Origin of the sequence: Castellaniella sp. (assembly GCF_034007085.1) — a bacterium.
GTDB lineage: Bacteria > Pseudomonadota > Gammaproteobacteria > Burkholderiales > Burkholderiaceae_B > Castellaniella.
Genome location: NZ_JAVERO010000056.1, coordinates 1 through 13,360, shown reverse-complemented (window position 1 = coordinate 13,360; position 13,360 = coordinate 1). Strand labels below are relative to the sequence as shown.

At 66.0% G+C, this 13,360-nt stretch carries 15 protein-coding genes; 9 read left to right on the top strand and 6 right to left on the bottom strand.

The annotated features are described in order from the left end of the window. From RBR29_RS06815 to galU, 3 genes are all read left to right on the top strand, one after another. Positions 1 to 839, top strand: an 839-nt coding sequence (locus tag RBR29_RS06815; protein ID WP_320348213.1) for a type III pantothenate kinase, incomplete at its 5' end; no start/stop codon positions are given. Positions 840 to 888: 49 nt separating this feature from the next. After that, positions 889 to 1,065, top strand: a complete 177-nt coding sequence (locus tag RBR29_RS06810) for a hypothetical protein (protein WP_320348212.1) — start codon at positions 889 to 891, stop codon at positions 1,063 to 1,065. Beyond that, positions 1,062 to 1,904 (top strand): UTP--glucose-1-phosphate uridylyltransferase GalU, encoded by an 843-nt coding sequence (gene galU, locus RBR29_RS06805; protein WP_320348211.1) that lies wholly within the window; start codon positions 1,062 to 1,064, stop codon positions 1,902 to 1,904. The genes RBR29_RS06810 and galU overlap by 4 nt, the downstream gene beginning before the upstream one ends. 29 nt (positions 1,905 to 1,933) lie before the next feature. Here galU and RBR29_RS06800 read toward each other — a convergent pair whose 3' ends face one another. Beyond that, positions 1,934 to 3,280 (bottom strand): 3-deoxy-D-manno-octulosonic acid transferase, encoded by a 1,347-nt coding sequence (locus RBR29_RS06800; RefSeq protein WP_320348210.1) that lies wholly within the window; start codon positions 3,278 to 3,280, stop codon positions 1,934 to 1,936. Next, complete coding sequence (waaC, locus tag RBR29_RS06795; protein WP_320348209.1) at positions 3,280 to 4,248, bottom strand: lipopolysaccharide heptosyltransferase I; 969 nt, start codon at positions 4,246 to 4,248, stop codon at positions 3,280 to 3,282. Before waaC ends, RBR29_RS06800 begins: the two co-directional genes overlap by 1 nt. Positions 4,249 to 4,346: 98 nt before the next feature. On the opposite strand from waaC, the gene RBR29_RS06790 reads away from it, so the two are divergent. Continuing rightward, positions 4,347 to 4,868 (top strand): gamma carbonic anhydrase family protein, encoded by a 522-nt coding sequence (locus tag RBR29_RS06790; protein WP_320348208.1) that lies wholly within the window; start codon positions 4,347 to 4,349, stop codon positions 4,866 to 4,868. A 3-nt stretch (positions 4,869 to 4,871) separates the two neighbouring features. Here the strand turns inward: RBR29_RS06790 and RBR29_RS06785 are convergent, their stop codons facing one another. The 4 genes from RBR29_RS06785 to RBR29_RS06770 all read right to left on the bottom strand — a co-directional run bounded on the left by RBR29_RS06785 (position 4,872) and on the right by RBR29_RS06770 (position 8,930). Beyond that, positions 4,872 to 5,927, bottom strand: a complete 1,056-nt coding sequence (locus tag RBR29_RS06785; protein ID WP_320348207.1) for a glycosyltransferase family 4 protein — start codon at positions 5,925 to 5,927, stop codon at positions 4,872 to 4,874. A gap of 32 nt (positions 5,928 to 5,959) precedes the next feature. Then, positions 5,960 to 7,327 (bottom strand): bifunctional UDP-N-acetylglucosamine diphosphorylase/glucosamine-1-phosphate N-acetyltransferase GlmU, encoded by a 1,368-nt coding sequence (glmU, locus tag RBR29_RS06780; RefSeq protein ID WP_320348206.1) that lies wholly within the window; start codon positions 7,325 to 7,327, stop codon positions 5,960 to 5,962. 64 nt (positions 7,328 to 7,391) lie between these two features. Continuing rightward, positions 7,392 to 7,997 (bottom strand): PhaM family polyhydroxyalkanoate granule multifunctional regulatory protein, encoded by a 606-nt coding sequence (locus tag RBR29_RS06775; RefSeq protein ID WP_320348205.1) that lies wholly within the window; start codon positions 7,995 to 7,997, stop codon positions 7,392 to 7,394. 51 nt (positions 7,998 to 8,048) lie between these two features. Further along, complete coding sequence (locus RBR29_RS06770; protein ID WP_320348204.1) at positions 8,049 to 8,930, bottom strand: NUDIX domain-containing protein; 882 nt, start codon at positions 8,928 to 8,930, stop codon at positions 8,049 to 8,051. Between the two features lie 552 nt (positions 8,931 to 9,482). Between RBR29_RS06770 and coxB the strand changes: the two genes are divergently transcribed. The 5 genes from coxB to RBR29_RS06745 all read left to right on the top strand — a co-directional run. Continuing rightward, positions 9,483 to 10,643 carry a cytochrome c oxidase subunit II gene (gene coxB, locus RBR29_RS06765; RefSeq protein ID WP_320348203.1) on the top strand — a complete coding sequence of 387 codons (1,161 nt, stop codon included), beginning with the start codon at positions 9,483 to 9,485 and terminating at the stop codon, positions 10,641 to 10,643. 85 nt (positions 10,644 to 10,728) lie between these two features. After that, positions 10,729 to 12,339, top strand: coding sequence for a cytochrome c oxidase subunit I (gene ctaD, locus RBR29_RS06760; protein ID WP_320348202.1), 1,611 nt, complete (start codon positions 10,729 to 10,731; stop codon positions 12,337 to 12,339). A gap of 10 nt (positions 12,340 to 12,349) precedes the next feature. After that, positions 12,350 to 12,466, top strand: a complete 117-nt coding sequence (locus RBR29_RS06755; RefSeq protein ID WP_320348201.1) for a cytochrome oxidase small assembly protein — start codon at positions 12,350 to 12,352, stop codon at positions 12,464 to 12,466. Continuing rightward, positions 12,463 to 12,657 carry a DUF2970 domain-containing protein gene (locus RBR29_RS06750; protein WP_320348200.1) on the top strand — a complete coding sequence of 65 codons (195 nt, stop codon included), beginning with the start codon at positions 12,463 to 12,465 and terminating at the stop codon, positions 12,655 to 12,657. The genes RBR29_RS06755 and RBR29_RS06750 overlap by 4 nt, the downstream gene beginning before the upstream one ends. A gap of 28 nt (positions 12,658 to 12,685) precedes the next feature. Next, positions 12,686 to 13,360: cytochrome c oxidase subunit 3 (locus tag RBR29_RS06745; RefSeq protein ID WP_320348199.1), on the top strand; the 675-nt coding region annotated here is incomplete at its 3' end.

Sequence of the window (13,360 nt, the reverse complement as noted above, 5' to 3'; positions counted from 1 at the left end):
GCAACACACGGGTCAAGATCGCCTGGCTGGCACCAGGCGCTTCCGGGCGCAGCATGCCCCCCCTGATCCTGAAACACACCGAACTGCCCAGCCTGCCCGCACGCCTGGGATTCGCACCGCATCGCATCCTGGGGGCCAACGTCGCAGGCACCGGCGTGCGCGATGCCCTGGAACACACCTGCCAGACAGCCTGGGGCCTGCCCGTGCGCTGGCTCGACAGCCGCGACGGATGCCATCTGCTGCTGAATGGCTATTGTCAGCCTGACCGGCTGGGCGCCGACCGCTGGCTGGGCCTGCTGGGCCTGCTGCAGCACATCCGCAATGATCCCGCCTGGCAGGCTGGCGCCCCATGCATCCTGGCCAGTTTCGGCACGGCCACCACGGTCGATACCCTGGCCTGGCGTCCCCAGGCCAGCGGCAAACGCCGGCCCGCCTTCATCGGCGGGCTGATCCTGCCTGGGGCCGCCCTGATGGCCCGCAGCCTGGCGCAGGGCACCGCCAACCTGCCCCTGGCCCAGGGCCGGCCGGACGCTTTCCCGACCGACACCGATACCGCCATCGCCAGCGGCATCGCAGCCGCCCAGGCCGGGGCACTGCTGCGCCAATGGCAACTGGCTGCCGATACCTGCCCCGGCGCGCCACCACTGCTGTTCGTCAGCGGCGGCGACTGGCCGCGTATTCAGGCAGAATTGACGGTCGCACTGGCACGCACGGCCCCGACCGCCGCACAGCCACGTTGGCTGGACAGCCCTGTGCTGGACGGACTGGCCAGTCTGGCGCATCCGGACGATCCGCAGGACGCGTCGCCGGGCCGGCCGACACAAGACGCAAGCCGCTGAGACCCACTGATATACTGGCGGACATTCTTTTCTCCATCCCGACCAGAACATGCGTTTCCTGCTGACCCTCGCCATCATCGCCAACCTGGCGCTGCTGGCCTACGGCCAGGGCTTCTTCGGCCCGCCGCCGGCCGAACAGGGGCGCACACCCCGGCCACTGTCACAGCGCAACCAACAGGCCCTGGTCCTGGGCGCGCCCATGCCTCCTGAAATTTCCCAGCAATGAAACCCATCCGCAAGGCCGTCTTTCCTGTCGCAGGCCTGGGCACCCGTTTCCTGCCGGCCACCAAGGCCATGCCCAAGGAAATGCTGCCGGTCATCGACAAGCCCCTGATCCAATACGCCGTCGAAGAAGCCCTGGCCGCCGGCATCACGGAACTGATCTTCGTCACGGGCCGCCACAAGCGGGCCATCGAGGACCATTTCGACCGCACGCCCGAACTCGAAGCCGAACTGGAATCCAAGGGCAAGCAAGCCCTGCTGGAAACAATCAAAACGATTCTGCCGCCGCACGTCCATTGCATCTACACCCGCCAGGCCCAGCCCCTGGGCCTGGGCCACGCCGTGCTGTGCGCCGAACCCATCGTCGGCAACGAACCCTTTGCCGTATTGCTGGCCGATGACCTGCTGGATGCCGACACATCCGTCACGCGCCAGCTGGTGGACGCGGCCCATCAGCACGACGGCAGCGTGCTTGCCATCCAGACCATCGACCCGGCCGATTCCCGTAAATACGGCATCATCGCCGGCACGGCCATCGACTCGCGCAACACGCGGGTCGAACAGATCGTGGAAAAACCCGCACCACAGGACGCGCCATCGAACCAGGCCGTCGTGGGCCGCTACATCCTGGAACCCGAAATCTTCGATCACCTGCGCCGCACCCAGGCCGGGGTCGGCCACGAAATCCAACTCACGGACGCTATTGCCGATCTACTGAAGCAACGCCGCGTGCTGGCCCACCGCTACAGCGGCACCCGCTACGACTGCGGCAACAAGGAAGGTTTCTTTCAGGCCACGATCGCCCTGGGCAAGAAATACCACGGCCTGGAACCTTCCGCCTGATCCCCGACAGAGGATTCGGGCAACTGGCATCAGACCCTCGGTAAACGCCGCCCCCTCTGCTCCAGCAGGGTCTCGATGCCGTTCACCACACGCGCCACAGCACCCGCATGCTGCCGGACCCAATCGCGGGCCGCTTCGCCCATGCGGTGCAAGCTGGCGGGATCGTCCAGCCAGCGCAGGGCCTGACGCAGGGCCTGGTCCGGGTCGTTCGCCCGGGCAATGGCGCCCGCCGCCAGGGCGTCTGCGACCGCCTGCTCGAAATGGGCGGTATGCGGCCCCACCAGAACCGGCCGTCCCTGGGCGCTGGCCTCGATGAAATTCTGTCCTCCCAGCGGGGCAAAGCTGCCCCCCACGATGGCCACCTGGGCGCAGGCGTAGTACCAAGCCATTTCCCCGAGCGTGTCGCCCAGCACCACATCCACGTCCCGGCAGGCTTCAACGGCCGGGCTGCTGTCATCGCCCAGATCCAGCAACCGGCTGCGCCGCACGTGGGACAGGCCGGCGGCGCGCAGCAACTCGGCCGCCTGCTCGAAACGCTCTGGATGGCGCGGCACCAGCATGAACAGCCAGGGCGGGCCGGAATCGTCGCCCCGGGCGCGCCGCTGCCCGACCTGCTGGCGAATGGCTTCGACAAAGAGCGCGTCTTCGCCTTCGCGGGTGCTGGCGATCACCACGATCCGCCTGCCCAAGCGGGCGGCAAAACCGGTACCGCGTGCGATCCGTTCGCTGTCCAGCGGCAGATCGAACTTGAAATTGCCCGATACGGCAACTTGCCGCGCACCGGCCCGTTCCAGCCGCCGGGCATCTGCCAGGGACTGGGCATAAGTCCGCGCCAGAGCACCGTAGGCGGGCCGCAACAGCGCCCCCAGCCTGAGCGTGCCGCGCAATGAAGATGCCGACATGCGGGCACTGGCCAGCACCAGCGGCACATCGGCGGCCACTGCCGCATGCACCAGATTGGGCCAGACCTCGCGTTCGATCAGAACACCCACTGCGGGCCGGTAATGGCGCATGAAACGCCGCGTCGCCCCCGGAAAATCATACGGCAGCCAGTCCTGGCGCAAGCGCCCTGCGGCGCGTTCTGTCGCATAGACGCGTGCCCCTTCGGCCCAGCCGGTGGCCGTCAGGTGCGTCAGCAGCACCGTGTGCCCGCGTTCCAGCAGCGCCTGGATCAATGGATGGGCCGCCCGGGTCTCGCCCAGGCTGACGGCATGGATCCAGATGGCGCCAGGGCCATCCCCAGTCCGCCCATAATGACCGAAGCGTGTCGCCCCCAGCACGGCCCAGCGGCCGCCGGCACGGCGGGCGCGCAGCGCCATCCAACCCAGCAGCAAGGGGGACAAGATGCGCAGCAACAAAGAATACAGTGTGCGCATCACGCGCCTCCGCGGGCCTCGTCCAGGGCTTCGGCAATGGCGGCCCGCACGCGGCCTGCGTCAGGCGCCTGGCCACGTTCACCGAGACTGGCAGTGTAGGCCGGCCCCTGCAACGGGGTGCGCACCGGAGTCGAGGCCTTGTAGATGCCGATGGTAGGGCGGCCCAGCCCTGCGCTCAGGTGCGTCAGGCCGCTGTCCAGGCCCACCATGATCCGCGCCCGGGCAAGCTGGTCCGCCACCTGGCGCAATCCCATGCGGGGCAGCACGATCGCATCCGCCCGCCCCCGGATCAGTTCCTGCGCACGTGCCTGCTCGGCGTCGTTTCCGGCCAGCAGCCGCAGCGCCAGGCCGCGTCCCTGCAGGTCATCAAAGACCTGCTGCCAATCTGCATCCGGCCAGAGCTTGTCGTCGCGACTGGCCGAGGGCATGATCAGAGCGGCCGGTTCGATCGCGACCCCATCGGTCAAGGCCTGCAACCCGAAATCCGGCGCGCCTTCGAGCGCATAGCCAAACGTGGCCGCCGCCAGCGTGCGCTGGCGAATGATGGCCGGCTGCCAGAATTCGACCCGATGGCGCACATCGTAGAACAGCGAAGCCAGCGGTTCCCGCGCGGACTTCCAATCCAGTCCATGGCGCACGCCGTGCGTCTGGCGCACCAGCCAGATCGATTTCATCAGGGCCTGCATGTCCAGGACGATGTCATAGCGGCGCGCACCCAGGACGGCCCGCAGGGCCGCGCGTTCACGGCGGGTTTCGGCAGCCCACCAGTGCTTGCGCCAGCGCCGATGCGCGACCGGAATGACCTCATGCACGGCCGGATGCCAGGATGGGATATCGGCGAACGATTCCTCGGCCAGCCAGTCGATGACGGCACCCGGCACATGCCGGGCAATGTCGGTGATGGCGGGCAGCATATGCACCAGATCCCCGAGCGAGGACGTGCGTACGATGAGAATGCGGGTCGTCATGGCGCGATTATAGGGCCGGCCCAGGGCACCCGGACGGGCGTGCTACGATCAGCACACCATCCCGCCGCCCGCGCCGCGCGGCCTGCCCGGAGCCCCCGATGACCTGCTACACCCTGGGAACCCTGACCCCGCACATCGATCCATCCGCCTTCGTGGCGACCGAAGCCACCCTGATCGGCGCCGTCACGCTGCAAGCCGGCGCCAGTGTCTGGCCCGGCGCCACGATCCGCGCTGACAACGAACCCATCGTCATTGGCGAAAACAGCAATATCCAGGAAGGCGCAGTCCTGCATGTGGACCCAGGCAAGCCACTGCGCATCGGCCGTCACGTCACGGTCGGCCACCAGGCCATGCTGCACGGCTGTACGGTCGAGGACGGCGCCCTGATCGGCATCCAGGCCGTGGTCCTGAACGGCGCCGTGATCGGCCGCCACTGCCTGGTCGGCGCCGGCGCCCTGGTGACCGAAGGCAAGGTCTTCCCCGAACGCTCCCTGATCCTGGGCGCCCCGGCCAAGGCCGTGCGCACGCTCAGCGACGACGAGGTCGCCAACCTGGAAAACAGCGCCCGCAGCTACGCGGATCGCGCGCAGCAATACCGCACCACCTTGCGCCCTCTGTAAAAGCTACGCCCGCCGCAACCCGCGATACAGGCGCTCGTAGCGCGCCACCATGGCGGCCACCGCATAGTCCCGCTGGACCATGGCCTGCGCCCGTGCGCCCATGGCGCGCGCGGCGTCCGGGTGCGCCAGCACCCAGGTGATGCGACGGGCAAGCGCCGCCGCATCGCCCGCCGGCACCAGCAGCCCCCGATCCGGTGCCAGGATTTCCCGATGCCCGCCCACATCAGTTGCCACGATCGGCAACCCGACCAGGCAGGCATCCAGCACGCTGGTACCCAGGGCTTCGAAGCGCGAACTGCTGACGTAGACATCGGCCAGCGCCAATGCATCGGCCACATGCGGCAGGAAACCCGCGAACCGATAATGATCTGCCAGGCCCAATTCGGCCACCCGTGCGCGTGCGGCATCCGCAGCGGCACCGTCGGCACCGCAATGCAGGCACAGCACATCCGGATGGGTGCGGCGCAGGATATCGACTGCGCCGATCAGGGTCAGTGGATCCTTTTCAGGGCTGAGCGCCGCCGCCGTGACCAGCACCCGCCGGCCATCCAGGCCGAAGCGCGTCCGCAGATCATGCATGCGACGGGAGTCGGTCGGCTCGGCCTGGACCGCGCTGGGAACGACGACCACGGACAGACCCAACGCCCGGGGCGCCGCCGCCGCAGCCTCGCTGATTGCCACCAGCGCATCGGCCTTGGCCCATTTCCAGCGGTGGCGGCCTTCCGTGCCCGCAGCATCGAACGCCGTGCGGCGCGTAAAGACCAGAGCGGCACGCAACAAGGGCCGCAGCGCCGCCAACAGGCTCATGGTCTGGGCCGTCTGCGCATGCAGCACATCGAAGCGCTGGCCCTTGGTCAGCAGAATGCGCACCAGACCCAGAGTCCCCCCGCACTCGAACACCGGAATGCCTGCCGCAACCGCCCGTCTGGCCAGTGGACCACCAGCCCGCGCCGCCAGCGCGACCTCATGGCCGCCCGCCCGCAGGCCGTCCAGGGTCAGCAGGGTCTGCCGTTCGCCTCCCCGCCAACCTTTTTCCAGGTTCAGGTGCAGGATGCGCATGAAGCCGTCCGGGTGCCGGGCCTGCCAGGCCGCTAGGCCTTGCGTGTCGGCCGTTTCCAACCCGGCACGGACTGTTGTCGCACCCGCGACAGGGTCAGTTCGCCGGCGGGCGCGTCCTTGGTCAGGGTCGTGCCGGCCCCCAGCGTGGCGCCCTTGCCGACGCGCACGGGCGCGATCAGCTGCGTATCGGATCCAATGAACGCATCGTCTTCGATCACGGTCTGGAACTTGTTGACGCCATCGTAGTTGCAGGTGATGGTGCCCGCGCCGACGTTGACGCGCTCGCCGATCTCTGCATCGCCCAGATATGCCAGGTGATTGGCCTTGGAGCCCCGGCCCAGGCGGGTCTTTTTCAGTTCGACGAAATTGCCCACATGGGCCTGCGGGCCGATGTCCGCCCCCGGCCGCAGACGGGCATAGGGCCCGATCCGGGCGGCTTCGCCCACCTGGGCGCCTTCGACATGGGTATAGGCATCCACCACGCTGCCCGCGTCGATGCGCGCATCACGGATCACGCAGTGCGGCCCGATGCGCACACCGTCGGCCAAGTGCACCTGGCCCTCGAACACGCAGCCCACATCGATGAAGACATCCCGTCCGCACACCAGTGAACCCCGCAGATCGAAGCGCGCCGGATCGGCCAGGGTGACACCCTGTTCAAGCAGTACGCGCGCCTGCTCGCCCTGCCAGATGCGTTCGAGCTGAGCCTGCTGGACACGGCTGTTGACCCCCAGGGTTTCCCAGCTGGCGGTGGGCTGGGCGTGCGACACGGGCACGCCGTCGGCGACGGCCAGACCCACGATGTCGGTCAGATAGTATTCGCCCTGGGCGTTGCGATTGTCGATCCGACCCAGCCAATCCCGCAGCGCCGCCGTAGGCGCGGCCAGGATGCCGGTGTTGACCTCGTTCAGGGCCCGTTCTGCGGCGCTGGCATCCTTGTGCTCGACGATGCGGCAGATGCGGCCCTGGCCGTCACGCACAATGCGCCCATAGCCCGTGGGGTCGGCCAGCGTTTCGGTCAGCAGTGCCAGCCCCTTGCCGCGGGCCTGCAGCAACGCCCGCAAGGTATCCGCGCGCACCAGCGGCACATCACCATACAGCACCAGGCTGACATCATCCGTACCGTCTTCCAGCAACTGCGGCAGGGCCTGCATCACGGCATGGCCTGTCCCCAGTTGAGGCTGCTGCAGGGCAAAGCACAGATCCTGCCCGGCAAAAGCCGCCTGGACACGGTCGGCCCCGTGGCCGGTCACAACCACGATCCGGTCGGGCGACAGGGCACGCGCCGAATCCAGGACATGGGCCAGCATGGGTTTGCCGGCGATCGGGTGCAGGACTTTGGGCAAATCCGACTGCATGCGTTTGCCCAGGCCGGCGGCCAGAATGATGATGTTCAGCATGAAAAGACGCGTGGTGTTGGAATCAAAGGACCTGGTCTTGTTGAGTGATCGAGCCAACCCCGGCCTAGGCGGTGCGGGTGCGCCGGGCGGTTTTCTTGGCTGCGGTCTTTTTGGCCGCAGTTTTCTTGGCTGGTGTCTTGCGCGCCGTTGCCGTCGCTTGCTTGCGAGCCGCAGCGCGCCCGACAGCAGCGGCCGAGGCCTGCTCGGCAGATTCAGCGACCCCTTGCAGGCCGGCCGCCGTCGCAGATGCCAGTTGTTCGAACTGCTGCTGCACCAGGTTCCACCAGTCGCCCGCTGCACGGGCATAATCGGCGCCGACCGTATCCGTCTCGCTGGCGGGATCTGCCGCCGCACCCGGGAAGGCGCCACCGGCAAAGGATTTCAGGGTGCTCAAGGTGCTGCGCTGGATCTCCAGGCCCTGGATGGTGTTGGCCAGCATCGTGGCGTTCAGTTGCAGCCAGTTCTGCACCGTCTGCAATTCACGAATGCGCCGGTCAAGGTCTTCCAGCGACATCGGTGTCAGTTGCGCGGCGTCCAGGCCACCGGCCCCCGCCATGTTCTGCCAGGCCTGCCGCATCATGTCCAGGCCGGCGAACAAAGGATTGCGCGCGGCTTCGCCCTGCTGGCCGAACCCAGGGAGCACGAAAGGGTTGGGGGAATCTTGTGCCATGATGGATTGCCTCCGCCGGCGCCATGCCGGAATGATTGAATCAGAGCCCGTTCACGCCCGCGCACTGGGTGCTGCGCAGGACACAGCCAGCAGGCGATGCCGCAACGAATCCAGAATGGCCAGTTCGGCCTCGAGCGTGAAGGCGCCACGGGTGATCATATCCCACAGTTCCGCCATCGCCAGGCAGCGGAACTCGATGACCTCACCGTCCAGGTTCCTGGGCACGGCGCCCGCATCCAGCACGCAATCGCTGAGCAGCACGTTTTCGACCTGGTAGCCGTCTTCCAGGCGGCGGTGCATGCGCAGCACCGTCCGCAACGGGCCGTGGGCGGCCAACGCCACGGCCGGCAAGCCGGCCTCTTCGAATGTTTCGCGCAGCAGCGCGGATTCCGGGTCTTCACCGGCGGCCACCAACCCGCCAGCCAGGGTATCCCACAGCCCCGGATCGGTGGATTTGTTCAAGGCGCGGCGCGCCACCCACAACCGCCCGTCAGGCGACCAGCCGTTCAGGTGCACGGCCTGCGTGAGCAGCCCCAGAGGCCGCACGGCACCTCGTTCGATGCGGCCCAACTGCCGGCCTTCGGCCATCACATCCAGCAATTCGTCGCGCCAGGCGCGGATGCAGCCCGCATCCCGCAAGGCCAGCGCCACCCCACGCAGTACGGCATCCAGGGTCAGCCGCGCGGCAGGCGCTGCAGTGAAATGCACGGCCTCGGGCTCGACATGGACCCCCGGCAACCCGGCGACCGCCGCCAGCGCGACCGGCCCGATCCAACCGCCGACCCGACCACCGACCGTGGCTGGACGAGCGCCCACGGGCGGCAACTGCTGGGCACGACGAACCAGGCGCGCATTGCGCGCCTGCAAATCGTTCAAGGCAAAAGCCGCAGAGGAAAAACCCATCCGCGCATTGTAGTGGATGAGATCGGACACGTGACAGTCCCCTGCGGACTGTCACGTGCCGATCGAATCCGAGCCGCTTGCAAGCGGCGAGGTGGAGAGCTGTGCCAACCGACGTCACACCGCCGATCGAATCCGAGCCGCTTGCAAGCGGCGAGGTGGAGAGCTGTACCAACCGACGACACACCGCCGATCGAATCCGAGCCGCTTGCAAGCGGCGAGGTGGAGAGCTGTGCCAACCGACGTCACACCGCCGATCGAATCCGAGCCGCTTGCAAGCGGCGAGGTGGAGAGCTGTGCCAACCGACGTCACGTGCCGATCGAATCCGAGCCGCTTGCAAGCGGCGAGGTGGAGATTGGTGTAAACCCGGAAAAGCCGCTGGATACGGCGGGACCCCGCCTGTACAAGCCCAAGCCAGTGGCTATAATCATTTCAGGCTTATAGGATTCCCTGGCCGCAGCACCCGCAGTTCATTTTAAGGCCTGGAAGCCCTGCCATGTGTGCGAAACCCGGTTGCTCTCCCGCTCTTCATTGATGAAGATCAACCGGATCTGAGAAAAATAAACGCCAACCAAAGGGACAACATGAAGATGGTCAGAGGGACGTTGGGCATGATCGCGCTGTCTTGGATGACAGTCGCCCAGGCGCGGGTTCAAGACATGCCGGGAGGGCCGGGAGTCAATCAGCTCAATCTTCACACCGGCGTCACACCCATCGCGCGGGACATCTATTCCCTGCACTGGATGATGCTGATCATCTGTACGCTGATCTTCATCGGTGTGTTCGGCGTCATGCTGTATTCCATCGTCCGCCACCGCAAGGACAGGGGCTACAAGGCCGCCAAGTTCGAAGAACACCTGGGCCTGGAGCTTACCTGGACGGTGATCCCTTTCCTCATCATCATCGGCATGGCCATCCCGGCCACCCGTACCGTGGTCGCCATGAAGGACACCACCAGCGCCGACCTGACCATCAAGGCCACCGGCTACCAGTGGAAGTGGGGTTATGAATACCTCGACGGCCCAGCCACTGGCGTGCACTTTCTATCGAACCTGGCCACGCCGCAGGATCAGATCGACGGCAAGGCACCCGTCAGCAACACCTATCTGATGGAAGTCGATCAGCCCATGGTGGTGCCGGTCAATCAGAAAGTCCGCGTCGTGCTGACGGCCGCCGATGTGATCCACGCCTGGATGGTGCCCGAACTCGGCGTCAAGCAGGATGCCATCCCCGGATTCCTGCGCGACACCTGGTTCCGCGCCGACAAGCCCGGCACCTACCGCGGCCAATGCGCCGAACTCTGCGGCAAGAACCACGCCTACATGCCCATCGTGGTCGAAGTGAAGTCCCAGGAAGACTACGCCAAATGGGCCGCAGACCAGAAGGCCGCCATGCTGGCCGCCACCGAGGACCCGAACAAGACCTGGTCCAAGGACGAATTGCTCGCCAAGGGCAGGCAAGTCTTCGCCACCAACTGTGTGGCCTGCCACCAGGCCAACGGCCAGGGCATCCCGGGCACGTTCCCGGCGCTGAACGGGGATACCAAATTCGTGCTGGCGCCGATGCAAGGCCAGATCGAAACGGTGCTGAACGGCCACCCGGGCACTGCGATGGCGGCATTCCGCGACCAGCTCAGCGACACCCAGATCGCTTCGGTCATCACCTACACGCGCAACGCCTGGGACAATGTCGGCAAGGGCCCCGACCCCGTCGTCCAGCCCTCGGACGTCAAGGCCCTGCGCTGACCCGGACTGCAACCCACACGGCGAATTCACACGATATTTCCTCGCGCCGCATTGACAGGGGCGCGCCCCAGGAAGGAGACATTCAATGAGCAGCGTCACAGTCGACCACATCCCGCCCCACGCCGGGCATGACGAACACGCCCACCACGTCCCGCGCGGCTGGCGACGCTGGGTGTTCGCCACGAACCACAAGGACATCGGCACGATGTACCTGATCTTCTCGTTCTGCATGCTGATGGAAGGCGGCACGCTCGCCCTGCTGCTGCGCACGGAACTGTTCGAACCCGGCATCCAGTTCTTCCAGCCTGAGCTCTTCAACCAGTTCACGACCATGCACGGGCTGATCATGATCTTCGGCGCGATCATGCCTGCGTTCGTAGGCTTTGCCAACTGGATGATCCCGCTGCAGATCGGCGCATCCGACATGGCTTTCGCGCGGATGAACAATTTCAGCTTCTGGCTGCTGCCCGTGGGCGCGATCCTGCTGACGGCCTCGTTCTTCGTGCCGGGCGGGGCCAATGCCTCGGGCTGGACCATGTACGCGCCGCTGTCGCTGCAGATGGGGCCGGGCATGGATTTCGCGATCTTCGCCGTGCACATCCTGGGCGCATCATCCATCATGGGCGCGATCAATATCATCGTCACCATCCTGAACATGCGCGCGCCCGGCATGACACTGATGAAGATGCCGCTGTTCTGCTGGTCCTGGCTGGTCACGGCCTATCTGCTGCTGGCCGTGATGCCCGTGCTGGCCGCCGCCGTCACCATGCTGCTGACCGACCGCCATTTCGGCACCCACTTCTTCAATGCCGCCGGCGGCGGTGACCCCGTGCTGTACCAGCACGTGTTCTGGTTCTTCGGCCACCCCGAGGTCTACATCATGATCCTGCCGGCCTTCGGGATGGTGTCGCAGATCGTGCCGACGTTCGCGCGCAAGCGGCTGTTCGGCTACGCGTCGATGGTGTACGCCATCTGCGCCATCGCAATCCTGTCGTTTCTGGTGTGGGCGCACCACATGTTCACCACGGGCATGCCGGTCACCGCCCAGCTTTTCTTCATGTACGGCACGATGCTGATCTCCATCCCCACGGGGGTCAAGGTCTTCAACTGGACGGCCACCATGTGGCGGGGATCCATGACCTTCGAGACGCCGATGCTGTTTGCCATCGGTTTCATCTTCGTGTTCACCATCGGCGGCTTCACCGGCCTGGTGCTGGCGGTCGCGCCGATCGACATCCAGGTCCAGGACACCTATTACGTGGTGGCGCACTTCCATTACGTGCTGGTGGCCGGTTCGCTGTTCGCCCTGTTTGGCGCCACCTACTACTGGCTGCCGAAATGGTGCGGCCACATGTACGACGAACGCCTGGGCAAATGGCATTTCTGGATGACGATGATCTCGTTCAACATCACCTTCTTCCCGATGCATTTCCTCGGCCTGGCCGGCATGCCGCGCCGCTACGCGGACTACGCCGCGCAGTTCACCGATTTCCACCAGATCGCCACCATTGGCGCATTCTGGTTCGGCCTGTCGCAGCTGCTGTTCGCCTACATCGTGATCAAGGCATTCCGCGGCCACGGAGCCCCGGCGCCCGCCAATCCCTGGGAAGGCGCCGAAGGACTGGAATGGACGGTGCCTTCGCCCGCCCCCTACCATACGTTCGTGACGCCGCCCCAGTACGAGGCCAGCCACTGAGATGCGTGACATGACGCCCGAACAACGCCGCCGCAATCGTCGCCTGGGATGGATCCTGGCCCTGTGTGCCTTCGCCATCCTGGTATGGACCTTCGTGCGCGCAAACCTGTACGGAGTCGGATCATGACCAAACCACGCAACACCTTCCTGCGTTCGATGCGCACGGTCGCCTGGGCATTCCTGGGCCTGCGCAAACGATCCGGCCACGATGAAGACCTGTCGCACTTGCGGCCGGCCCATCTGATCGTGGCGGGCCTGATCAGCGGGGCCGTGTTCGTATTGCTGCTGATACTGGCCGTGCGCCTGGCGACGGCCTAGAAGACAGAAGACCCAGAGGAGAGACACGATGACGACCGCCCCGATGACCCATGCCGGCGAAGCACCCTACTATTACGTCCCGCCGAATTCGGTCCACCCGATCCGAGCCAGCCTGAGCCTGCTGGCCACCTTGGTGGGTGCGGCCCTGTGGATCAACAGCTACGCGATCGGATCCTGGCTCTTCCTGGCCGGCATCCTGTGCCTGTTCATCGTGCTCTACGGCTGGTTCGGCGACGCCATCCGCGAATCCGAAGACGGCATGAACAGCCAGCGCATCGATCATTCCTACCGCTGGAGCATGATCTGGTTCATTTTTTCCGAAGTCATGTTCTTTTCGGCATTCTTCGGTTCACTGTGGTACACCCGCGAGGTCTCGACGCCCTGGCTGAGCAGCCTGGACACCCAGACCCTGCTGTGGCCGGGTTTCAACGGCACCTGGCCGAACCTGGGCCCCGCAGGCACGGTTGCCCCCTTCCAGACCGTCGGACCGTTCTGGCTGCCCACCATCAATACCGCGCTGCTGCTGTCCTCTGGCGTCACCTTGACCATCGCCCACCACGCCCTGCGCGCGGCGCACCGATCCAAGGCGATTTTCTGGCTGGGCCTGACGGTGATCCTGGGCTTCACCTTCGTCGCCTGCCAGGCCTATGAATACCATCACGCCTATACCGAACTGAACCTGCGCTTCACGTCGGGCGCCTCC

Coding starts and splice junctions, on each gene's coding strand:
- RBR29_RS06810 (WP_320348212.1), top strand. CDS start 889: ATGCGTTTCCTGCTGACCCTCGCCATCATCGCCAACCTGGCGCTGCTG.
- galU (WP_320348211.1), top strand. CDS start 1,062: ATGAAACCCATCCGCAAGGCCGTCTTTCCTGTCGCAGGCCTGGGCACC.
- RBR29_RS06800 (WP_320348210.1), bottom strand. CDS start 3,280: ATGCGCACACTGTATTCTTTGTTGCTGCGCATCTTGTCCCCCTTGCTG.
- waaC (WP_320348209.1), bottom strand. CDS start 4,248: ATGACGACCCGCATTCTCATCGTACGCACGTCCTCGCTCGGGGATCTG.
- RBR29_RS06790 (WP_320348208.1), top strand. CDS start 4,347: ATGACCTGCTACACCCTGGGAACCCTGACCCCGCACATCGATCCATCC.
- RBR29_RS06785 (WP_320348207.1), bottom strand. CDS start 5,927: ATGCGCATCCTGCACCTGAACCTGGAAAAAGGTTGGCGGGGAGGCGAA.
- glmU (WP_320348206.1), bottom strand. CDS start 7,327: ATGCTGAACATCATCATTCTGGCCGCCGGCCTGGGCAAACGCATGCAG.
- RBR29_RS06775 (WP_320348205.1), bottom strand. CDS start 7,997: ATGGCACAAGATTCCCCCAACCCTTTCGTGCTCCCTGGGTTCGGCCAG.
- coxB (WP_320348203.1), top strand. CDS start 9,483: ATGAAGATGGTCAGAGGGACGTTGGGCATGATCGCGCTGTCTTGGATG.
- ctaD (WP_320348202.1), top strand. CDS start 10,729: ATGAGCAGCGTCACAGTCGACCACATCCCGCCCCACGCCGGGCATGAC.
- RBR29_RS06755 (WP_320348201.1), top strand. CDS start 12,350: ATGACGCCCGAACAACGCCGCCGCAATCGTCGCCTGGGATGGATCCTG.
- RBR29_RS06750 (WP_320348200.1), top strand. CDS start 12,463: ATGACCAAACCACGCAACACCTTCCTGCGTTCGATGCGCACGGTCGCC.